The 20670-nt window shown below is 69.0% G+C and carries 17 protein-coding genes; 9 read left to right on the top strand and 8 right to left on the bottom strand.

From position 1 onward, the window contains the following. Positions 1 to 65: 65 nt before the first annotated feature. Positions 66 to 491 carry a PPOX class F420-dependent oxidoreductase gene (locus ACTRO_RS10410; RefSeq protein ID WP_034262938.1) on the bottom strand — a complete coding sequence of 142 codons (426 nt, stop codon included), beginning with the start codon at positions 489 to 491 and terminating at the stop codon, positions 66 to 68. Between the two features lie 131 nt (positions 492 to 622). Further along, entirely contained in the window at positions 623 to 2092 is a 1470-nt protein-coding gene (locus ACTRO_RS10405; protein ID WP_245594347.1) for an FAD-dependent monooxygenase, read from the bottom strand. Positions 2093 to 2181: 89 nt separating this feature from the next. Between ACTRO_RS10405 and ACTRO_RS10400 the strand changes: the two genes are divergently transcribed. Next, on the top strand, positions 2182 to 3378 hold the full coding sequence (locus ACTRO_RS10400; RefSeq protein ID WP_051450623.1) for an aminotransferase class V-fold PLP-dependent enzyme: 1197 nt from the start codon (positions 2182 to 2184) through the stop codon (positions 3376 to 3378). A gap of 164 nt (positions 3379 to 3542) precedes the next feature. Further along, entirely contained in the window at positions 3543 to 4103 is a 561-nt protein-coding gene (locus tag ACTRO_RS10395; RefSeq protein WP_063627964.1) for an SRPBCC domain-containing protein, read from the top strand. 481 nt (positions 4104 to 4584) lie between these two features. Here ACTRO_RS10395 and ACTRO_RS10390 read toward each other — a convergent pair whose 3' ends face one another. The 3 genes from ACTRO_RS10390 to ACTRO_RS10380 all read right to left on the bottom strand — a co-directional run bounded on the left by ACTRO_RS10390 (position 4585) and on the right by ACTRO_RS10380 (position 9208). Next, positions 4585 to 5010 (bottom strand): GNAT family N-acetyltransferase, encoded by a 426-nt coding sequence (locus tag ACTRO_RS10390; protein ID WP_051450622.1) that lies wholly within the window; start codon positions 5008 to 5010, stop codon positions 4585 to 4587. A 492-nt stretch (positions 5011 to 5502) separates the two neighbouring features. Then, positions 5503 to 8541 carry an RICIN domain-containing protein gene (locus tag ACTRO_RS10385; protein WP_084316147.1) on the bottom strand — a complete coding sequence of 1013 codons (3039 nt, stop codon included), beginning with the start codon at positions 8539 to 8541 and terminating at the stop codon, positions 5503 to 5505. 130 nt (positions 8542 to 8671) lie between these two features. Continuing rightward, the gene (locus tag ACTRO_RS10380; RefSeq protein ID WP_034262937.1) at positions 8672 to 9208 is read right to left on the bottom strand and encodes a DUF402 domain-containing protein; all 537 of its coding nucleotides are present in this window, start codon (positions 9206 to 9208) and stop codon (positions 8672 to 8674) included. A 450-nt stretch (positions 9209 to 9658) separates the two neighbouring features. Between ACTRO_RS10380 and rsgA the strand changes: the two genes are divergently transcribed. The 4 genes from rsgA (at position 9659) to ACTRO_RS10360 (ending at position 13778) form a co-directional block, all read left to right on the top strand. After that, positions 9659 to 10708: a ribosome small subunit-dependent GTPase A gene (gene rsgA / locus ACTRO_RS10375; protein ID WP_034262936.1), complete on the top strand. Its 1050-nt coding sequence runs from the start codon at positions 9659 to 9661 to the stop codon at positions 10706 to 10708. 29 nt (positions 10709 to 10737) lie between these two features. Next, complete coding sequence (locus ACTRO_RS10370) at positions 10738 to 11250, top strand: DinB family protein (RefSeq protein WP_211244181.1); 513 nt, start codon at positions 10738 to 10740, stop codon at positions 11248 to 11250. Between the two features lie 88 nt (positions 11251 to 11338). Further along, positions 11339 to 12820 carry an RNB domain-containing ribonuclease gene (locus tag ACTRO_RS10365; RefSeq protein ID WP_034262935.1) on the top strand — a complete coding sequence of 494 codons (1482 nt, stop codon included), beginning with the start codon at positions 11339 to 11341 and terminating at the stop codon, positions 12818 to 12820. Between the two features lie 121 nt (positions 12821 to 12941). After that, positions 12942 to 13778: an LLM class flavin-dependent oxidoreductase gene (locus ACTRO_RS10360; RefSeq protein ID WP_211244180.1), complete on the top strand. Its 837-nt coding sequence runs from the start codon at positions 12942 to 12944 to the stop codon at positions 13776 to 13778. A gap of 361 nt (positions 13779 to 14139) precedes the next feature. Here the strand turns inward: ACTRO_RS10360 and ACTRO_RS10355 are convergent, their stop codons facing one another. Then, a complete protein-coding gene (locus ACTRO_RS10355) occupies positions 14140 to 14733 on the bottom strand; it encodes a GNAT family N-acetyltransferase (RefSeq protein ID WP_169739869.1) in 594 nt (197 codons plus the stop codon). A 145-nt stretch (positions 14734 to 14878) separates the two neighbouring features. Here ACTRO_RS10355 and lnt point away from each other — a divergent pair, with 145 nt between their 5' ends. Continuing rightward, positions 14879 to 16378, top strand: coding sequence for an apolipoprotein N-acyltransferase (gene lnt / locus ACTRO_RS10350; RefSeq protein WP_169739868.1), 1500 nt, complete (start codon positions 14879 to 14881; stop codon positions 16376 to 16378). On the opposite strand, the gene ACTRO_RS10345 is transcribed toward lnt, so the two are convergent. Next, a complete protein-coding gene (locus tag ACTRO_RS10345) occupies positions 16311 to 17648 on the bottom strand; it encodes an MFS transporter (protein ID WP_034262933.1) in 1338 nt (445 codons plus the stop codon). The genes lnt and ACTRO_RS10345 overlap by 68 nt on opposite strands. A gap of 117 nt (positions 17649 to 17765) precedes the next feature. On the opposite strand from ACTRO_RS10345, the gene ACTRO_RS43140 reads away from it, so the two are divergent. Continuing rightward, a complete protein-coding gene (locus tag ACTRO_RS43140; protein ID WP_051450619.1) occupies positions 17766 to 18419 on the top strand; it encodes a helix-turn-helix domain-containing protein in 654 nt (217 codons plus the stop codon). 9 nt (positions 18420 to 18428) lie between these two features. Here ACTRO_RS43140 and ACTRO_RS10335 read toward each other — a convergent pair whose 3' ends face one another. Next, positions 18429 to 19286 (bottom strand): GNAT family N-acetyltransferase, encoded by an 858-nt coding sequence (locus ACTRO_RS10335; protein ID WP_051452341.1) that lies wholly within the window; start codon positions 19284 to 19286, stop codon positions 18429 to 18431. Positions 19287 to 19409: 123 nt separating this feature from the next. Here ACTRO_RS10335 and dnaN point away from each other — a divergent pair, with 123 nt between their 5' ends. Continuing rightward, on the top strand, positions 19410 to 20636 hold the full coding sequence (dnaN, locus tag ACTRO_RS10330) for a DNA polymerase III subunit beta (RefSeq protein WP_034262931.1): 1227 nt from the start codon (positions 19410 to 19412) through the stop codon (positions 20634 to 20636). Positions 20637 to 20670 lie beyond the last annotated feature (34 nt).

Raw genomic sequence — 20670 nt, 5'->3', positions numbered from 1 at the left:
CAGGAAGAACCCGGGGCGGGGCCGCATATTCTTCGCGGCCCCGCCCCGGGTTTCGTCTGTGTGGATCAGCCCTCGACGGATGCAGCCAGCTTCGCCGCGGCGCCCCAGGCGTGCCAGCGCTCGATCTCGATCCAGCAGCTCACCCGGCCCTGGTCCCGCACGCGGTAGTCGTCACCGGTGTAGTGCCGCGAGATCCGGTCGATCACCGAGAGATCCGGGTCCCGCTCGAGCGAGACGATCCGACCCTGCACGCTCACGTGGGAGTACCAGGACTCGCCGTCGAGGACGGTCAGGCTGATCCGCGGATCCCGCTCCAGGTACTCCAAGCGCTTGCGGAAATCAGCCAGGTTCACCAGGATCCGACCGTCCTCGTACAGGTACCAGGTGGCCACGGAGACCGGCTGCCCGTCCGGCCGGTTGGAGGCGAACACGGCCGGGTTGGGCCGACTGAGGAACTCGGCGATCGGGGCGGGGACAGGGGTGTTCGGCATGAACAGACCTTATCAATCCTCGTCGGATCCGACGGTGCAGCGCGCCGCAGCGGGCTCGGCCATATCCCACGCTTCGCTTTCCGTTTCCCACCACGAGTTTTTCGGTTTCCCTGCCGGCCCGTCCGACGTGCTCAGCTTCGGTGCCGTTGCACCCAATGTCCCAGCGCCCGGCTGAGCCCCTTCGGGTCCGGGTAGGCCGCGTCGGCCGCCCACGCGACGTAGCCGTCCGGCCGAACCAGCAAGGCCGGCCCGTCCGGGTCTATCCCTGCCGCCACAATCAACCGGCCGGACGCCGCGGCGGCCGAGGCTTCGCGGTCGTACTGTCCACTGCTGTCGATGAGCGTGAATCTTCCGATGCGCAGCAACTCGTAGAGCCGCGACGGCTCGCCACGCAGCGCGAGGTCCTCGGCGCGCGAGCCGGCCAGCAGGTGCGAGCCGCGCGGCGTCGGATATTTCACCCATAGGCCGGAAAGCGCCAGCGGAAGCTTCCGAGCCACCTTCGGCATATGCAGAGCCGCCGAAACGATCTCATTGCGCGCCGTGCGAGCGGCATTGGACTGCAGCATGGCGATCCGTAGCAGCGCTCCGCTTCCCTTGATCACCTTCGCTCCGACCGGATGGCGTTCATGGTGGTAGGAATCGAGCACATCCGGGCCGCCGGTCAGCGCAGACGCCAGCTTCCAGGACAGGTTCACCGCATCCTGCATGCCGGTGTTCATGCCCTGGCCGCCCGCCGGGGAATGCACGTGCGCGGCGTCGCCGGCCAAGAAAACCCGTCCCACGCGGTACTTCGGGACCTGTCGCTCATCGCTGTGGAAACGGGACGTCCAGCGCGGCGAGTGCATGCCGAAATCCGTGCCCAGCACGGATCGCGTGATGTCCTGGAGCTGCTCGAGCTCGACCGGATCGGACTCCGAGGCTGGATGGGCCCGATCCCAAGCGATAACCCGGTAGTAGCCGTCGCCGAACGGCGCGACGAAGCTAAACCGGTCGCCGATAGAGTTCGTGGCGGCAACGCCGGGCGGCTGATCGGCCAGCTGCACATCCGCGAGTAGCACGGACGTCACCACGGTGCGCCCTGGGAACGGCTGCTTCACCAACTGTCGCACGGTGCTGTCGTGTCCGTCGGCCCCCACCAGATACGCCGCGCGGATGCGCCGCCCATCCTCGAGTTCGGCGGTCACCCCGACCGCGTCCTGCACCAGCGTCGAGAGCCGCGCCGGCCGGACGAACTCGACGCCCACCGCCTCGGCCCTCCGGGCGAGCACCTCTTCGGTGGCCGTCTGCGGCGCGACGAGCATGTACGGGTAGCGGGTACGCAGCCCGGAAAGGTCGATCACGGACTTGTCGAAGAGGCGCATCGACGGCACCGGCCGGCCGCGCTCGATCAGCGGCTCGGCCAATCCGCGCTGGTCAAGCTGCTCCAGCGTGCGCGCGTGCACCACGAACGCGCGGGTGAGCTCAGAGCCGTGCGCATGCTTCTCCACCAACGTGGTGTGGATCCCGGCCGCCGCCAGATCTCCCGCGAGCAGCAGACCCGTAGGCCCCGCGCCGACGACGATCACATTGGTATCTGAGCGTTCTGTCATCTCCGTGAGCATGCGAGGGAGCATAGATGGCGGTGTGCGCGGCGGGAAAGGCGCCCCCCGACCGCTTCCGGCCCACAGCGGTCCCGTCTACGATCATCCCCATGGACCAGACGATCTCCGCCGCGGCCGCCGAAGACCCGCTGTACCTGCCGGATCAGTGGGCCCTCGACCCGAAGGTGACGTATCTCAACCATGGGGCGTTCGGCTCGGTCCCGCGTCCGGCCCTAGCGGAGCGACGTCGCTGGCAGGACCAAATTGATGCGAATCCGATGGGGTTCTACCGGCGAGTGATGGACGGCGCGATCGACCGTTCCCGGCTGGCGACCGCGCGCTTCCTCGGCGCGGACGACGAGGGCGTGGGTCTGTGCCTTAATGCCACCACGGGCGTCGGCGCAGTGCTCGGTTCGTTCAAGCTGGCGCCTGGAGACCGGATCCTGACCACGGACCACATCTACGGCCCGGTCCTGTGGGCGGCGCAAGTGGCGGCCCAGCGCGCAGGAGCCGAGGTCGACGTAGCGAAAGTTTCCCTCGACGGCGACGACGAGGAGACGGTGAGCGCGGTCCTCGCCGAAGTGACCGGCGACACGCGCTTGGCGATCATCGACCACATCTCTTCGTCCACGGCGAAGCTGTTTCCGGTTGAGCGGCTGGTGCAAGCGCTGAAGGAACGAGGGGTCAAGGTCCTCGTAGACGCGGCGCACGCCCCCGGCGCAGTCGACGTGAACCTTGAGGAACTCGGCGCTGACTACTGGACCGGCAACCTGCACAAGTGGGCGTGCGCGCCCAGGGGCACGGCGGCGATCTACGCGGCGAAGGAACTGCGAGACGGCCTGGAATCGGTCCCGATCTCGTGGCGGCGGCCGCAAGGATTCCCGCACTCCTTCAGCAAGATCGCCACGGCCGACGTCACCGGCTGGCTCGCCGCACCGGCTTCACTGAAGTTCTTTGAGGATCTCGGGTGGGAGGCAGTGCGCCGGCGCAACAACGCGCTCGCGCACGCGGGCCAGCACCTGATCGCCGCGGAAATCGGCGTGAGCGCGAGCCTCGAATCGATGCCGGACCGAGGCGAGGAGAACGGCTACCCCATCCCGATGCGCCTGCTTCCCCTGCCCGGAGTGACGGCCACTCGCGAAGCGGCCGTCGCATTCACGGACCGTCTCGCCATCGAGTACGCCATCGAGTGCCCAGTGGACGCGTGGAACGGCCAGACGCTGCTGCGCATATCCGCCCAGCTGTACAACGCGATCGCCGACTACGAGCGCCTCGCCGCGGTGCTGAAGGAGACCCTCGCGAGGTAGGCGCGGGAAGGCCTCGAGATTGATCTGCAACTGAAGGCTTGCGCATCGCGAGACGATGTGCAACTATGGAGTTGCGGTTAACGGGGTGTCAGATCCACCGGCGCGGCTCGCAGCGCGAGCCTGCCGCTGGGGACGACGCATGATCAATCACGAGGGGATTCACCATGTCCGTCAACGATCGGATCGAACGAGACGTCTTCATCGCCGCGGACGCGGCCCGGGTCTGGGCGGTGCTCACCGAACCGGAGCACATCGGCATGTGGTTCGGCAACGGTGAGCCGGGCGAGATCGACCTCCGTCCCGGCGGTCGCATCGTCTTCGACCACGGCGACCAGGGCAAGCTCCCCGCGATCATCGAGCACGTGGACGAGCGCAAGTCGCTCTCGTTCCGCTGGGCGGCCGACGACGCGGAAAGCGGCGAGCCGGCGCGGATGAACGCGACGCTGGTCGAGTTCACGCTGACCCCGGAGGGTGCGGGGACCAGGCTGCGGGTCGTCGAGCGCGGGTTCAGCAGGATGGAGGCGGAGGATCCGGCCGAGGTCGAGCGCCGCTATAAAGCGAACGCCGGCGGCTGGGGCACGGCGATCCGCGGCCTCGCCGCCTATGTCGAGAGGCCGGATGGCGATGACTTCGAGGAGTCCGGGCACGACGACATCGGGGGAGCGGGCCACGATGCGGTCGAGGAGCCGGAGGGCGCGGTCCTCGAGGAGGTGGATGCGTTCTGAGCGATGAAGAGGCACGCCAGTCGGGAAGTGTGATGCGGCGCGCTGGAACTCCTGCTGCAGATGGCTTGCCGGCTGCAGCGGCCGGTCTGGGTTGATGCTCGCTGTCGCTGTCGCTGTCGCTGTCGCTGTCGCTGTCGCTGTCGCTATCGCTGTGGCTGTCGCTGTGGCTGTCGCTGTGGTCGAGGCGCGGTGGGGTGGGGCGTGGCGGGCCCGGCGTGGCGGGCCTGGGTCGGGTCCGGGGCCCGCAGCGCACGTCACACGTCGGCAGGGGCCTGCGGCGCACGCCGGGCGGTGGGCCGGGGTCGTGGGGTGTGGGTCGGGCGTGCGGCCGGCATCGTGAAGTGGGCTTCTCGTGGCCGCAGGGCATGTGGCGCGCTGACCTACGCGCCGAACCAACCCCTCGATCTAGAAGACGGGTACGCTGATTGCCGATTGAAGCTGCTGATGCTGTTGGCCGCCGCGTTCGCACTCGATCGCAGAGCTATGCCGTCATGTCCAGCGGGCGTGTGAAGACGACGCGGTCCTGGCCGGGGCCGTCGTAGTCCTCGACGATCTCTGCGGCGAAGCCGAGGTTGCGGTGGAACGCGATCGAGCCGGCGTTGGTTGGCGACGTGATCGCCTTGAGGCGGGTCGCCCCGGCGGCGCGGGCGGCGTCGATGAAGGCGGCGTAGAGGCTTCGGCCGAGGCCGCGGCCACGGGCGTCGTCGCGGGTGGCGATCAGGTGGACGTAGCCGGTGCCGCCCGGTGCGACGAAGCCGAAGAGGTAGCCCCGGATGCCGTCCTTGGATCTCGCCACCAGGCAGGTGTCGCCGAACTCTTGCACGAGGGCGGAGAGGTGGAGGGCGCGCAGATCACGCTCGCCCCAATAGCGTCCGTGGTCGGCGAGGACCTTCCGCAGGTCGGCCATGGTGGCGTTCTCGATGGCTTCGGCCGCAGCGTCTGCTGGTGCGCGTCCGCCGATGACGGCTGTCGCTGTCGCGGTGGCTATCGCGGTGGCTGTCGCAGTCGCAGTCGCAGTCGCAGTCGCAGTGGCGCCGGCAGTGGCAGTCGCGGTGGCATCGGCAGTGGCAGTCGCGGTGGCAGCGGATATGGCGGTCGGGGCGGGGGCGGGGGCGGGGGCGGGGGCGGGGGCGGGAGTGACGGTGCGCGGCGCGGCACCGGCGCTGTCCGCAGAGCTGGCAGAGCGGGAGTCGGTCACAGCATCGATGATCGCAGTTCGCTGCCGTGGGCGCGGTGTGGGCGCGGTGTAGACGCAGTGCGGAAGCAGGATCGCGGTCGAGGCCGACGAGAGGGGTGCGGGACGGAGAGGGGATGAGATGGAGGAGGACGGTGCCGAGCCGCCGATGGAGCGTCGGCTCGGCACCGTCCCGGGGGCGGGAAGCCCGCTGTTGCGGTTTCGTCAGTAGGCCAGGTTCAGCTGCCACTGCTGGTTCGTGCCGCCGTTCGACGGCCACTGGATCACCGTCGCGTTTTCGGCGAGCGAGGCGCCGTTGACGTCTGCCGCCATGCCGCTGTTGCGTGCGGTCAGGGTGTAGTAGCCGTCGGCGAGCTCAGTCAGCGTCCACTGCTGGTTGGTGCCGCCGTTGGCGGACCACTGTTCGAGCTGGGCGCCCTGGGTGGTCGAGCTGTTCGGGACGTCGAGGACGAGGCCGCTGTTGACGTTGGTGACGGTGTCGTAGCCGCCGGAGAGCGGGGTGAGTGTCCAGCGTTGGTTGAGGCCGCCGTTGGGGACCCACTGAATCAACAGGCCGCCGTTGGACGTCGAGCCGCCGGTGATGTCCGCGACCAGGCCGCTGTTGTGGTTGACGAGCGTGTATGTCGCGTTCGGCTCGGGGACCGAGACGAGCAGCCACTTCTGGTTCGCCGCGGCGGTTGAGCTCGCTTGGTCGACGGCGGCGCCGGTGGCGGACGAACTGCCGGCCACTTCGGCGGCGAGGCTGCTGCTGGCGCTGGTCAGCGTGTAGCTGCCGTCGGCGTTCTGGGCGACTTGCCACTGCTGGTTGGCGCCGCCGTTGGCGCTCCACTGGTCGAGCTGGACGCCCGACGTCGTGGAGCTGGCAGGGACGTCGAGGACCATTCCGCTGGCCACGTTCGTCAGCACGTCGGTTCCGTTGCCTTGGCCGAGGAGCTGCCACTGCTGGTCCGTCGCGCCTGATGCGGTCGGCTGGAGCAGGGTGGCCTGGACGATGCCGGCGCCCTGGGCGGTGGAGCCACTGGCCGTGGCCAGGGCCAGACCGCTGCTCTCGTTCAGCAGCTGGTACGTCGCCGCGACGGGGTTGGTGCCGATCGGGGTGATGGACAGGTTGGCGAACTCGTCGGTCTGCCAGCCGTTCACGCCCAGACCGACTTGGCCGTGGGAGTACGACGCGTCCGTGGCCGAACCGACGGTCGTGCCGTTGATCGCGGCGGTGATCTTGGTGCCGCTGAAGCTCAACGCGAGCTGGCTCCAACTGCCGGTCCCGGGTGCGGTGACCGTACCTGAGGCGAGGGTCGTCAGGGTGCCGTTGTAATCGTTCTTGACGATCTGCCACGCGCCGGTGTTCGACAACTGAAGGTAGTACTCGTCGATACCGGCGACCGAGAAGGGATGCTGTGAGCCGACACGCCCGAGCAGTTGCACCGCGCCGGCTTGGTTCATGAGGGCGTAGGCCGAGACGGTGTAGTTCGTCCAGCTGAGATCGCCGAGGGTCGTGTACGGGTTCGATGGGTTGTCCCAGCTGATCGGGGCCTGAGCCGCCATCTGCTCGACGCACTGCCCGCTGCGGCCGCCGGTGCAGGGCCGGATCTCGAAGGAGCCGTTCTGATCCGACAGGTACTTCGCCTCGCTGCCGGTCGCGTCGCTGCTGAACGTGTCGGTGTACGGCAGCGGGAGATCGGCCGTGGCCGGGGACGCCGCAGTTCCTTTGCCCTGGCCGGTGGTGGTCGAGACCGTGTAGATGTAGCCGGGTTGGAGTGTGAGCGAGTATGTGCCGTTGGAGGGGGTGATGTCCTGGCTGTGCACGAAGTAGGCCGACGGGTTGTTCGAGCCCAGATTCGTCGTCCAGACGTGGACGGTGCCGGTCGAGAGGCCGCCGCCGACGGTGAACGTCGCGGTCTGCGCGGCCGTCGCGGTCGTCGTCTCGAGGATCGTGGTGTAGTCGGAGCCGTTGGTGGACTTCAGGCTGACGTACGCGCCGTTGGACTCCGAGCCGCCCAGGTAGCCGCTGCCGGTGTTGAGGAACTGCCAGCCGGGTGCGGTGAACTGGGTGACCTGTGCGGTGGCCCACGTCTCGGCGCCGACCTCGTAGGCGCCGGACCACGGGGAGTTGGCGACCATCAGGCCGGTGGTGTCGTAGCCGAGGTTCGGGTAGATCGCCGCGACGAGTGGCCAGTTGATGTACGCCGTCATGCTCGCGTCGGTGTATCCGCGCACGATGGAGCGGATCATCGCCGGTGCGCCCGAGTTGGTGTCCTGCGAGCCGTTTTCGCTGGCCCACAGCGGCTTTCCGGAGGACAACGCCGCGCTGGTGGTGGAGCAGGTGTCCGCGCTGCCTCCGTCTCCGCCGCACGGGTAGTGGGTGCCGATGATGCCCACGGCGGTGGCGAAGGCGGAGTTGTCGTCGATGTCGCCGGCGATCGACCAGTCCGAGTCGGCGCCGACGATGGTGACGTTCGCGTAGCCGTCCGCGTTGAGGGTGCTGCGCAGCTGCTCGTACCAGGAGATGTTGTAGCCGCGCTCGTTCCAGCCGCCGAGATAGTTGATGCTCAGGCCGTGTGACTGGGCGCAGCCGAGCCAGGCGACCAGGTAGTTGATCGTGTCGGTGGACCAGAAGTTCCCGCCGCCGATCCACCCGGGCGCTCCCCAGGCCAGACCGTAGAGCTTGATGGCGGGATTGAGCGCCTTCGCCTGCTCCATCAGCCACCACTCGTAGCCGGTGCCGCAGTTCACGGTGCCGGAGGTGTGCTCGATGCTGGATTCCGAGCCGTCGGTGGAGTTGGTGTCGCCGCCGATCTCGACCTTGAGGATCTGCAGGTCGGCGCCGTAACCGGGCTTGAAGAGGTAGTTCAGGATGGCGGGGCGCTCGGAGGGCGGATAGTCGATGAGGAGGCGGGAGTTGCCCCCGCCGCCGCTGATCGCGCCGATGCCGTCGAACGTGCGGCCGGCCGATGTGCCGTTGACGGTGACGGGGGTGGTGGTCGTGGCGGCCGGAGCGGCGGCGCCGGCCTGACCCGCCGCGTTCGCTTCGGTCACGGAAGCCGCGTCGTCGGTGGTCGTGGACGCGTTCAGGGCAGCGCCGCCGTGAGCGGTCGGGTTCGTAGCGTTCAGAGCGGCGCTGTTGTGGGTGGTCGTGGACGCGGCGGTGGGCGCCGCGTACGCGGGAGTAAGGGGACTGAGCGCTAGCGCCGCGGCGGCCAGGCCGAGGGCGGCCGTCCGCGGGCGCCACAATCGTGTTCGCATGAGCGGGTGCTCCTCGTGGGAAAACGGCGCGAGAGGCGCCGGAGGCAGCAGATACAGACGAGATCGCACACAGATTCACTCGGTATTGCCACAATTTCCACCGTTAGTGCACAGCCGCTTTCGGGTTCTGTCAAGCGGCCGCCGCTGGGTCGCCTTCGCAGTGTTCGACCTTGCTCAGCCAGCCGTGGAACGCCTGCCGGAACGGCTCGGCGTCGCCGGCGACTTCCGGGAGCAGCGAGTCAGCTTGGTTGCGTGCGGCGGCTATGACTTCTGGCGGGTAACTGAACCGCACCTGGTGCTCCAGGAACTCGTCCTCGTCGTCGATGAAGGTGCGTCGCCCGTCGCGCATTCTGATCACGTCGAGGTCCAGGTCCACCATGGTGACCTCGTCCGGCGTCGGCCACTGCGGGATCGTCGTGATGTCGCAGTAGATCTCGACCTCGTTGGGTGCCGTGTGGAAAGTGCCGGTCCACCATGCGTTCCTGGGGAAGAGCGCGACTTGAGGCTCCTTGAAGGTGACCGGCGGGTTGTAGCCGGGCCGCATCGTCAGGCCGGCGCCCCAACCCAGCCAGACGCCGTAGTCGTCCTCGCCGAGGCGGCGCAGCACGCCGTTCCAGTGCAGCGATCCGTCGTACTTGCGGTAGGTGACGCGAATGAGAGCGCTCATGTCTACGAGCGTATCCAGCCGGCCCGCGGGGAGGCGGGCTGTTTCACGCGCCGGCGGTGATCGTCAGGGTCATGCAGACCTGGCGTGCTGGCCCGACGGCGGCGCTGAGAAAAACCCTTGCGAGGGATCCGGTTCTGGCTGTACTGTCTCAGCCGTGCCGGGGGATCGGCACCGTTCTCGCCTTGCGAGGGCGCGAGTCGAGTGAAGGAGGTGAGCCTCGATGGCCGTCACTGTCTACAGCGTGTCCGCTTTCGCAGCAGTACTCACCGATTTCACGTCCGACGTCCGACCGGTCTGACCAGCGCTCTGCGCTGTTGTATGGGCTCTGCGACCGTACGTCGCCGCGCCACCACAAGCCGGTACGGCTCGTCGGGGATACTTGCGATCCTCTTCGAAAGGCTCAACTTGTCTTCTCTCGACCGGTCTACGACCAGTCTTCACTTTCCGCCCATGCTCGGGTGGGATGTCACCTTCGATACCTGCTTCACCCCCTTCCTCGCCTCCGGAGCGGTCCCTGGGCGCGTCGTTCGCGTCGACCGAGGGCTCTGCGACGTCCTTGTCGCAGACGACGATGACCCCGGCCTGCTGCGCACGGTGCGTGCCGACTGGTCCGGTATCTCTTCGGCCGATCCGATGCGCAATCCCTGCACGGGGGACTGGGCCGTCGTGCACATGGACGCCGGCCAACCGGCCAGCATCAGTGCCCTTCTTCCGCGACGCACAGCCGTAGTGCGCGGCAGTGCGGGGGAGCGGTCGGATGGGCAGGTGCTCGCCGCCAACGTGGACCACGTGCTCATCAGCGTTTCGCTCGCCGCCAAGCCGGATGCGGGGCGCATCGAGCGGCTGCTCGCGCTGGCCTGGGAATCAGGCGCCATACCTGTCGTCGTGCTCACCAAGGCCGACGCGCCTCATGACCCGAGTTGGGTCGACGAGGTTGCCGCGGTCGCCCCCGGCGTCACCGTCGTCGCTGTCAGCGCCCTGACCGGCGTCGGCATGCTCGAGCTATCGGAGCTCCTCGGCTCGGGTACCGCCGCTCTGCTCGGGCAGTCGGGCGTCGGTAAGTCCACGTTGACCAACGCTCTCTGCGGTGCGGACGTCATGGCCACGGGTGCTACTCGCGCGGTGGACGAGAAGGGGCGGCACACCACCACGACCCGCGAACTGGTGGCGCTCCCCGGCGGCGGCGCGCTCATCGACACGCCGGGGCTGCGCAGTGTCGGGCTCTTCGGCGGTGAGTCCGGAGTGGATCAGGCCTTCAACGACGTGCTCGAACTCGCCTCCGCGTGCCGTTTCGCCGACTGCGGCCACGCCTCGGAGCCCGGGTGCGCCGTCACCGCGGCGGTGGCCCTCGGGACGCTGCCGCAACGCAGGCTGGACAGCTACCGCAAGCTCCTTCGGGAGAACGCCTGGGTCGCCTCGCGGTCGGATGCGCGCGTGGCCGCCGAGCGTCAACGCGAGTGGAAGATGCGTTCGCGCAGCTCCAACCCGGCCCGGCCCTGATCAGAACCCTCGAACTAAGGACAACACCTGTGATCAATCTGAAGAACTCTGACGTGCGCACGGGGTCGGAGAAGGACATCCTCCACGTGAGCATCGACCGCCATCGCAAAGCCCTGCTCTGGAAGATCGAAGGGCTCAGCGAGGAGCAGCTGCGCCGCGTTCTCGTGCCCTCGGGAACGAACCTGCTCGGACTCATCAAGCACCTCGGCGCGGTGGAGTACGGCTGGTTCTGCGAGACCTTCGGCGTGCCGACCGAGCCGCTGCCCTTCGATGACGACGATGAAGAAGCCGACCTGCGCATCGAGGAGGGCGAGACCGCCGAGTCGGTCCTGGCTTTCTACGAACGCGCGTGTGCGGCCGCCGACAAGGTCATCGAGGAGCATGATCTCGACTTCGTCGGGCGGGCCTGGAACGGCGATCCGGTTTCGCTGCGGTGGGTGGTCGTGCACATGATCGAGGAGACGGCCCGTCACGCCGGCCATATCGACATTCTCCGCGAGCTCATCGACGGCAAGACGGGAGACCACGACCGGACCAAGTGAGGCGGCGACCACGCAAGCACACCCGGGGATGCACGGCCTGTGACGTGTCGGACGTGCATCTCCGCGTGCGCTCACGTACGCTGCGCTGGTGCCCCGCCCCGCTCTGAATCTCGAAGGACCGGCCGACCTGCCCCCGGTGCGGCCCGGCATGCCCGAAGGCCTTGCGGCGATTCGGACCGAGCACGCGCTGCCCGACGGCTTCGCGGACGCGGTCCTCGCCGAGGCGCACGAGGCGTGCCGGGCTCCGCGCCTGCCTGCCCTCGACCGCACCGACTTGGAACTGATCACGCTCGACCCGCCGGGATCGCGCGATCTGGATCAGGCCATGGCGATCGAGCGGCGCGCGGGCGGGGCGGGTTACCGGGTCTGGTACGCCATCGCGGACGTCGCCGCGTTCGTCGCGCCGGGCGGGGAGCTCGACCGTGAGGCGCATCGCCGTGTCCTGACGTACTACCTGCCCGACGGCCGGATCCCTTTGCACCCGGCCGAGCTTTCGGAAGGCGCGGCCTCGCTGCTGCCGGGCGAGGAGAGGCCCGCGGTGCTGTGGTGCGTAGACGTGGACGGTCACGGCCGCACGACGGCAGTGGACGTGTGCCGGGCACGGGTTCGCTCGCGCGCCCAACTCGACTACCCGGCGATGGAGCGCGCCCTGGCCGACGGCACGGCGCCCGAGGTCATCAGTCTGCTGCGCGAGATCGGCACGATGCTGGAAGCGCGGCAAACCGCGCGGGGCGGACTGATCCTGAACATCCCGACTCAGGACGTGGCGGCGGCCGCGGAGGGTTGGCGGCTGTCTTACGCCGTCGAGCGACCGATCGAGCGCTGGAACGCGCAGATCTCGCTGCTGATCGGCGCAGCCGCGGCCTCGATCATGTTGGAGGGGCGGATCGGTGTGCTGCGCACGCTGCCGAACCCCTCTCCGGTGATGCTGCGCCGGCTGCGCCGCGCGGCGAAGGCGCTCGGGTTGGCCTGGCCGGAACGACGCGGCTTCCAGCAGATCATCAATGCCCTGACGCCGGATGACCCGCACCAGGCGGCGTTGCTGTGGGAGTCCATGGCTTTGCTCCGGGGCGCCGGATACACCCCGTTCGACGGCGAGGTTCCGGTAAATCACCGCCATGCGGCTCTGGCTTTGGAGTACGCGCACGCCACGGCACCGCTGCGGCGGCTGATCGACCGCTACACCTCGGAGACGTGCCTGGCGCTGGCTGCCGGCGAGCCGGTGCCGGACTGGGTGCGCACAGCGCTGCCGGTACTGCCGGGAGAGATGGAGCGCGGCGAGCGGGATTCCAAGGCGGTGGAGCGGGCGTGCATCGATCTCGCCGAGACCGTGGTGCTGAGCGAGTCGATCGGTGACGAGTTCATCGGGGTCGTCCTCGACCTCAACGACCGGATCGACTGGGACCAGAACGGCAAACCGGACGCCGGAACGGTGATGCTGCGCGACCCGGCCGTGATAGCGCGCCTGGACGGGCACGATCTTCCGCAGGGTACTGAAGTGCGGGTGCGGCTGACGAAGGTGGACCTGCCGACGCGCAAGGTCTTCTTCGACTGGATCGACGCCGAATAGGCGGACGGCTGTGCGGGCGGAGCGGCTTCGGCCCACGGCGATGAGCGAGACGCGCGCGGCGAGAGCGGGCGATTTGGGCGGCCTGCGAAGTTTTGTCGGAGGTCGCGGTTAGCCTGGTCGCATGGGTGATCAGATGCGTTACGGGGTGGTCCTGCCGGGAGGCGACGCGACGGAGCAGCTCGAGCTCGCCGTGCTGGCGGAAAAGGCCGGCTGGGACGGCGTCTTCGTCTGGGAGGGCGTCTACGGCATCGACGCCTGGGGTCTGCTGTGCGCGATGGCGGTGCGCACCAACCGGGTCCGGCTGGGCACGCTGCTGACGCCGCTGCCCTGGCGGCGGCCGTGGAAGGTGGCGAGTCAGGCCGCGACCTTGGACCAGCTCTCCCACGGCCGGGCGATCCTCGCCGTCGGGCTCGGTGCGTACCCTGACATGGTGATGGGGACCGAGGAGGTGTCCGACCGGCGGGAACGGGCCGAGCGTCTGGACGAAGGGATCGACTTGATCCGGACGCTGTGGTCGGGCGGCCGGACGTATCACGGGCGCCATTTCGACTTCGACGCGACCGAACGCGGCGAACTCGTGGACCTCGCGCGGCCGGTGCAGGAGAAGCTGCCGATCTGGGTCGTGGGGCGCTGGCCGCGGCCGAAATCGATGCGGCGGGCGGCACGGTGTGACGGGGTGATTCCGGAGTACTCCCCGCCGGACGTGCCCGCGACCTCGCAGGATCGGCGCGAGCTGCGCGCGTGGCTCGCGGAGCACGGCGCGGCGCCCGACATCGACATGGTCGCGGAAGGCCAGACGCGCGGGGATGACCCGGAGGCGGCGAGGTACGTCGCCGGCCACGGCGAGGACGGGTGCACGTGGTGGCTGGAGGTGCGTTGGGAAGGGACCGAGGAAGGCAGCCCGCTTGAGCTGATTCGCGAGCGGATCGCCGCCGGGCCGCCCCGCGAGCAGCGCTGACGGAGCGGTGCCTACGGAGCGACGCTGACGGGCTGCCCCGCGAGCAGTACTGATTGGAGTTCTGACGGGGCGGTGCTGAGAGGAGTGCTGAGGGTGCAGCGCTCGCGGCCCCGTGCAGCAGTGCGCTGTGGAGGGAGACAGGACGTCGACGGGTCAGCGCGTCAGCTCGTGGTCGGGCACGCTGATCGACTCCGGGGTCTGCACGATAGTCGACGCGAGCAGCGTGGCGGCTTCGTCGCCGCGGCCTGGTTTGGTTGGGCGGTCGGCTACGTCGCCATGGTCCGGACTTGGCAGGGCGATCGGTTTCGCCGCCATCACTGGCTCGGGTGGGAGACCGGCCCGTCGAGAGGGCCGGGCCGGGTCAGGCGGTCGCTTCCGTCGCGAGGGTCGGGCTCGGTACGGCGATCGGCTTCAGCGACGGGACTGGGTCCACAGCGTCGGCCGGCGCGTTCGTCTTGATCGGCAGCTCCATCCACATGACCAGCTTCGAGGGATCCGACAGAAGCGGTTCGCCGGTGCCGTCGTAGCGGAAGCCGTAGCGGGCGTAGAGGCGAGCGGCTGCCTCGTTGTCCTCGACGACGCCGAGGCGCAGGCGCGCGAAGCTGTTGCGCCGGCACCAGGCGACGCAGGCGTCGAGCAGCGCCGGGCCGAGGCCGCGGCCGCGGGCAACAGGGGAGATCCACATCGCGATGATCAGCGGCTGGAAGTCGTGGTCGGCCGGGAGGACGATCGAGCACATGCCTTGGGGCTTGCCGGCGATCGCGGCGATGAACCGGGGCTGCGGCGGTTCGGCGCGCCACGCGCCACGCCAGTTGTCCTCGTCGCGCTGGAGTGCTGCGGTGAGCGTCTCGCCGAAGGCGCCGGGGGCGTCGCGGAGTGCGGCGAGACGGAGATCGCGCCACACCTCCCAATCGGATTCCGGCGGTTCGAAGACGCTGATGTCGAGATCGGTCATGGACGTCATTGTTTCGGCGCGTTGATCAGCGCGGCAATCCGTTATTCCGGCCGGTAGTGAACGCCATCGTCCGGGTATGACGCGATATGTGAGGAGCTCGGGCAGCAGATGGATGCCGCGCCTGGGGACGGCGGCGGCAGGGGCGGTGGGGGTTCTGCTGTTTCCGGCGCCGGATCTCGGGGTGCTGGCCTGGGTGGCCTTCGTGCCGCTGCTTCTGCTGATAGGGGCGTCGGACACGCGCTGGGAGGCGGCGCTGCGCGGCTGGTGGGGCGGGTTCGGCTTCGTCGCGGCGACGTTGTACTGGCTTGTGCCCAACCTGATTTATTTCTTCCCGCTGGGTGCGGCGGCGCTGGGGCTGCTCTGGCTGCCGTGGGGGGTGCTGGTGTGGGCCGTGCTGCGCCCTGAACCGCCCGGGCTGCCTGAACCACACGGACCGGCCGGCCGGCTGGGATGGGGGAGATCGCTGCTCGCGCTCGCCGCAGTGCCGTCGGGCTGGGTGCTGATCGAGGTGGTGCGTTCCTGGAAGCCCTTCGGCGGCCCGTGGTCGCTGCTCGGGGCGAGTCAGTGGGACCACCCCGCCGAGTTGGGGCTCGCGTCTCTCGGCGGCGTCTGGCTGCTGAGCTTCGCGATCATGTTCGCGAACACAGCCGTCGTGCTGATCGTCCGAGCGCGCGTGCCCGTGCGCGCAGTTGCGGGTGCGCTCCTCGCTCTCGCGGTGGCCGGCGGTCCGCTCTGGTTCGCGACGCACGCGCTGCCGGCCGCCTCGCGGGAGTTGAACGTGGCGCTGGTGCAGCCCGGCGTCATCCACGACCCGCAGGCGCGCGACGAAGAAGGTGTCGCTTTGACCAGGGCGCTGGTGCGGCAAGGTTCGCATATCGATCTGGTCGTCTGGGGTGAGAGCAGCGCCGGCGACGATCTGTCCCGCGACGCCGCGGATCAACAGCAGATCGAGGCGCTCTCCGCGGCCTTGGGGGCGCCGGTCCTGGTCAACGGCAATGCCGTGCAAGCTGATCACGACGCCCGGAAAGTCAGCTATCTGTACACGGCCAGCGGCATCCACGGCGAGTACGCGAAGACGCGGCTGGTGATGTTCGGCGAGTACATCCCGTTCCGCGGCGAGCTCGGCTGGCTCACCGGCCTGACGAAGGCTGCGGGCGTCAATCTGGTGCCGGGCAACGGGCTGGACGTCTTCAAGGCCGGCGGAACGAATATCGGACCCCTGATCTGCTTCGAATCGGCGTTCCCTGACATGGGCCGCACGGAGGCGGACCACGGTGCCCAACTGCTGGTCTACCAGTCGGAGGATTCGACCTTCCAGGGCAGTTGGGAGCCGGCGCAGCATGCGAGTCTCGCGGCGGTGCGTGCTGCGGAGACCGGCCGGCCGGCCGTCCAGACCTCATTGGCGGGCGTATCAGCAGCCTTTGACGCACAGGGGCGTCAGCTGGCATGGCTGCCGAAATCGGTGGTCGGCAGCGTGGTCGCGAACGTCCCTTTGCAGGCGGCTGATACGCCCTATGATCATTACGGCAACTACGTTCCGGTGGTGTGTGCCGGACTCACGGTGTTGAGTCTCGGCGCTAGCTACCGGCTGCGTCTGATGACGAACCCGCCGGCCACTGGGCGGCACGCAGATCCGGCTGACTGACCGCGATCAGGGTGACGCACCCGAGCAGGGCGGCCGCGCCGATCAGGACGGTGGCGGGGGAGAGCACTTGGAGCACGGTGCCGCCGAAGGCCGCGCCCAGCGGAGTACCGAGGCCCATGAACGTCATAGTCGCGCTCATCACCCTGCCGCGCTGATGGTCCGGGACCTGCTGCAGAATCAGCACATTGACCAGGATTTCGACGGCCGGCAGCAGCAGGCCTATCGAGAGCATGCAGCCGGCCATCCAGAACCCGCCGAACGGCGCCGCGAGCAACGCGATGACCGCGGCGGCCCCCGCGCCGAAGGCGGCGAGCACGTTTCCGGGGCGCAGCAACGCATGCACGCGCGGCACCAGCGGTGCGCCGAGAATGCCGCCGGCCGCGAAGCAGGCGAGGATCGCGCCGAGATAGCGGGTCGGCACGCCCTGGTGCCGGGCTTCGAGGATGATGACGAGGTCCAGCGGTACCCCGATGAGGTTGATCATCGTGATGAACAGCATGGTCGATCGCATCACTGCGGACCGCCAGATGATGCGCAGGCCGGCCAGCGGGCCGTCAGAGTCCCCGCTCCCGCTCCCGGGCACGTCGGCGACGGGACGCGAGTCGAAGCGCACGAGGTAGGCGCAGGTGGCGGATACGCCCATGCCGGCCGCGATCACCGTGAACGGCAACGAGCGGCTGAGGGTGAACATCATGGCTCCCAGCGCAGGGCCGAGGAGCGCGGCCACGCCGTTGAAGATCTGCTGTGCGGCCAGCGCGGGGGTCACCTGCTCGGCCGGGACCACGCCGCGCAGGGCCAGGATCCTGACACTGCTGAAGGGTTGGCAGGCGCCTAGGGCCATGGCGACGAGGTAGACCTCGATCAGCCAGACGTGGCCGGCGGCGAGGCTGACGGCGAGCGCGGTGGCCAGCAGCGCCCGCACGATCTCGCTGGTCACCAGCACCCGCCGGCGGTCGTGGCGGTCGATGAACGCGCCTGCCGGAATCGAGCAGAGCACCATCGCGGTGAACTGGATCGCGCCGAAGAGCCCGGCCAGGATCGGCTTGCCGGTGAAGCCGAGGACGAGCAGCGGGTAGACCACGTCGGCGACGGCGACGCCGGTCAGCGCGGCGAAGGCGCCGAGGTTGAGGATCTGCAGGCGCGGATTGCGCCAGACGGAGCCGGCGGCCGCGCCTGGCACGGTGACGGTGGTGACGGCGGTTTCGGTGGTGGATACGGAGTTCACCGCGGTGGCGGTGGTGGAGTCAGCCGGTTCGGCCATGGTGGTCATCAGTCCCTGCCCCTGAGGTTCCGCATCAGCGAGTCGCATTTGCGGGTCTAGCATCATTCACGCATGCGTGAATGATGCTGTCAAGCAGAATGCTCGCGCACTGTGTAACATTGCGGCATGGCGAGTGGGAAGCAGGAAGACGTCGAGGCGCTGCCTCTCGGCCCGCAGAACCTGCCCGAAGTCGAGCGGCGCCGGACGATCAGCGATCCCGCCGCGATCAAAGCCATCGCGGACCCCCTGCGCATCCGGATCATGCGCCTTATGCAGGACGGCGCGCACGTGGAGCCGCGCAACTTCACGGTCAAGCAGATCGCGACGGAGCTGGGAGAGCCGCCGACCAAGCTCTACCGCCACATCAAGCTCTTGCTCAAGACGGGGTTTATCCAGGTCGCCGAGCTGAGGCTGGTCGGCGGGATCGTGGAGCAGCACTACCGGACCGCGGCGGCCGAATTCGCCCTCAGGCCGCAGCCCGGCGACGGGCTCGCCTCCGGCGTGATCGAGGCGGCGGCCGGAGCCGCGATCGACGAGTTTCTGGGGCGGTACCAGGATGCGCTGCGGGCGGGGCGGACGTACCTGCGCCGGGAGGACGCGCTTGAGCATCCGCCCCATGTGGCCTCGGCCGGCACCATCTCGAGCGTGCGGATCCCGCAGGCGAAGGCGGCCGAGTTCGCTGAGCGCGTTGCCGCGCTGGCAAGCGAGTTCTGCGCGTTCGACCACGAGGAGAGCGGTATCGAAGTCAATCTATTGACGATCTTCTACGCCACCGAGTAGCCCGAAGCGCTACCCGAGTTCGAGTGTCGTGGCTCCGAAGATCTTGTGACCGGCCAGCGGGCGGATCGGACCGGTGTACATGCGGGCCGTCTCGAAGACCTCTTCCAGCCCGCGCGACTTCGCCAGCGCGAGCCCTGCCTGGTTCGGCTCGGGCACGTCGAGCATGACGGGTGAGCCCGCGGCCGAGGCGGCCAGCGCGTCGAAGAGCGCGGCCGCGTCCTGCGCGGTGTCGGCGAACAGCGGGCCGATCCGGTGGCCGTCGTGTGCTGGGCGGATCGCTCCGTACCCGGCTACGCGGCCGTCGCGCAGACACGCGTAGGCGGTGTGATGCGGGCTGGCGACCCAGCGCGTGACGAATTCGGGCCGGTCGGCCGGGTAGCAGTGGCTGTCGTAGTCGGCCACCGCGTGCACGACGCCGGCTTCTTCGCCGACCTCGACCAGATCGCCCGACTGTGCACGAGCGGAGTGGCTGACGGTCGGTACGCCCGAGTATCGCAGCGTGCGATGAGCAAAGGTGAAGCCGGACTTGCGGTAGTTGGCCTGCTGCCCCACGACGCCGTCCAAGCCCACCGTGCGAGAGCCCGCGTGTTCCAGGCCGGCGCGCCAGGTGGCGAGGCCGAAGCCGCGGCCGCGCAGATCAGGCCGTACGAGGTAGAAGCCGAGGAACGCGTACGCGTCGTCGTAGGCGACGACGGAGACCGCTGACACCGGGCAACCGTCGAGGCGCCCGAGGAAGAAACCGTCCGGATCCTGCGCGAGGAAGTGCGCCCGGTCGGCCAGCCCCGGATTCCACTGCTCCTCGGCCGCCCAAGCGACGACTTCGGCCCAGTCCTGCTCATCGGCGACGCCGACCTCGAATCCCACCAGTCGCTCCCAGTGCTCTGCGAACCGCACGCTCGGATCAGCAGTCTACGAGCGAGGCGCGGAAATTGTCGGAGGGCACCGTCAGACTGAGGGTGATCAGGGAAGATCAGCAGACGGGGAGTCGGGATGAAGGTCGAGATCGAGCGCGGCGCGTTCGCCGAGATAGTCGGCGGTGCAGCTAAGGCGCTCGCCGCGCGTCCGGCCGCGCCTACGCTCGCGGGTCTGCTGCTCACCGCTGACGCGGAGGCGGGGACGTTGCGGGCCGCGGCGTTCGACTTCGAGCTCGCGGTGCGGGCTACGGCGCCGGCGCGGGTCGGCGAGTCCGGCACGGTCCTGGTCTCCGGGAAGCTGCTGGCCGAGATCACGCGGGTGCTGCCGGACGTGCCGGTGGAGCTCGTTCTTGAGGGCGGGCCGAAGGCCGCAGGCGGCCAAGACGGTGCGCAGGGGGAAGTCGCCACGACTGGGCAGAGCGGGCATCTCGTGCTGGCCTGCGGCGCGTACCGGTACACGCTGACCTGCATGCCCGTGCAGGAATACCCGGCGCTGCCGGACTTTCCCGAGTCCGTCGGCACGGTGAGCGGCGCGGCACTCGCGACGGCTGCGGCGCGCGTCGCGATGGCGGCCGAACGCGACGACGCGCTTCCGTTCCTTACCGGTGCTCGGCTCGAGTTCGGGCCCGCATACCTGCGCATGGTTTCCACCGACCGGTATCGGCTCGCCCGAGTCGACGTGCCTTGGCAGCTCACTGAGGCGGTGGGTGCCGGAGCCGAGGCGGCGGCGTTGGTCCCGGCGCGGGCATTGTCGGAGGCGGCGAAGCTGCTGCCAGGCGCGGAACAGGTCTGCATAGGACTCGGCGATGGACGGCTCGGATTGGCCGTGGGTGGCTTGGAGCTCACGCTGCGCCAGCTCGACGGCGAGTTCATTCGCTACGCCCAGCTCTTCCCCGACGAGTACGCCGGCGAGGCGGTGCTCGACGTGGCGGCGCTGACGGAGGCGGTACGGGCGATCGCGCTGGTGGCCGAGCGACACACGCCGGTGCGGCTGGAACTCACGCCCGGACAGGTGAAGGTCTCGGCGGGTTCCGGCGATCACGCCTTGGCGGACGTCACCGTCGAGGTCGGGTACGAGGGTGAGCCGGTGGTCATCGCGGCGAACCCGGCATTCCTCCTCGACGGCCTCGGCGCGCTCGGCACGGCGTATGCGCGGCTGCGCTTTCCCGCGAAGATACGGCCGGTCTTTCTCAGCCCACTGGCCGAGCCGACCGGGACGACGGGCGGCGGCGGCACCGGAACCGAGGCCGACGCATTGTTCCATTACCTTTTCATTCCATCCCGCGGAGCGGAAAGGGGTTAACCGCGCGACGATGATCCACTAACCTGCGCAAGTG

This window comes from Actinospica robiniae DSM 44927 (assembly GCF_000504285.1).
Lineage (GTDB): Bacteria > Actinomycetota > Actinomycetes > Streptomycetales > Catenulisporaceae > Actinospica > Actinospica robiniae.
Note: the sequence above shows the minus strand (reverse complement) of the source record. Positions and strands in the feature narration are given on the sequence as shown.

Bases quoted from the DNA above. Each gene is read 5' to 3' on its own strand.
- ACTRO_RS10410 (WP_034262938.1), bottom strand. From the start codon at position 491: ATGCCGAACACCCCTGTCCCCGCCCCGATCGCCGAGTTCCTCAGTCGG.
- ACTRO_RS10405 (WP_245594347.1), bottom strand. From the start codon at position 2,092: ATGCTCACGGAGATGACAGAACGCTCAGATACCAATGTGATCGTCGTC.
- ACTRO_RS10400 (WP_051450623.1), top strand. From the start codon at position 2,182: ATGGACCAGACGATCTCCGCCGCGGCCGCCGAAGACCCGCTGTACCTG.
- ACTRO_RS10395 (WP_063627964.1), top strand. From the start codon at position 3,543: ATGTCCGTCAACGATCGGATCGAACGAGACGTCTTCATCGCCGCGGAC.
- ACTRO_RS10390 (WP_051450622.1), bottom strand. From the start codon at position 5,010: ATGGCCGACCTGCGGAAGGTCCTCGCCGACCACGGACGCTATTGGGGC.
- ACTRO_RS10385 (WP_084316147.1), bottom strand. From the start codon at position 8,541: ATGCGAACACGATTGTGGCGCCCGCGGACGGCCGCCCTCGGCCTGGCC.
- ACTRO_RS10380 (WP_034262937.1), bottom strand. From the start codon at position 9,208: ATGAGCGCTCTCATTCGCGTCACCTACCGCAAGTACGACGGATCGCTG.
- rsgA (WP_034262936.1), top strand. From the start codon at position 9,659: ATGCTCGGGTGGGATGTCACCTTCGATACCTGCTTCACCCCCTTCCTC.
- ACTRO_RS10360 (WP_211244180.1), top strand. From the start codon at position 12,942: ATGGGTGATCAGATGCGTTACGGGGTGGTCCTGCCGGGAGGCGACGCG.
- ACTRO_RS10355 (WP_169739869.1), bottom strand. From the start codon at position 14,733: ATGACCGATCTCGACATCAGCGTCTTCGAACCGCCGGAATCCGATTGG.
- ACTRO_RS10345 (WP_034262933.1), bottom strand. From the start codon at position 17,648: ATGACCACCATGGCCGAACCGGCTGACTCCACCACCGCCACCGCGGTG.
- ACTRO_RS43140 (WP_051450619.1), top strand. From the start codon at position 17,766: ATGGCGAGTGGGAAGCAGGAAGACGTCGAGGCGCTGCCTCTCGGCCCG.
- dnaN (WP_034262931.1), top strand. From the start codon at position 19,410: ATGAAGGTCGAGATCGAGCGCGGCGCGTTCGCCGAGATAGTCGGCGGT.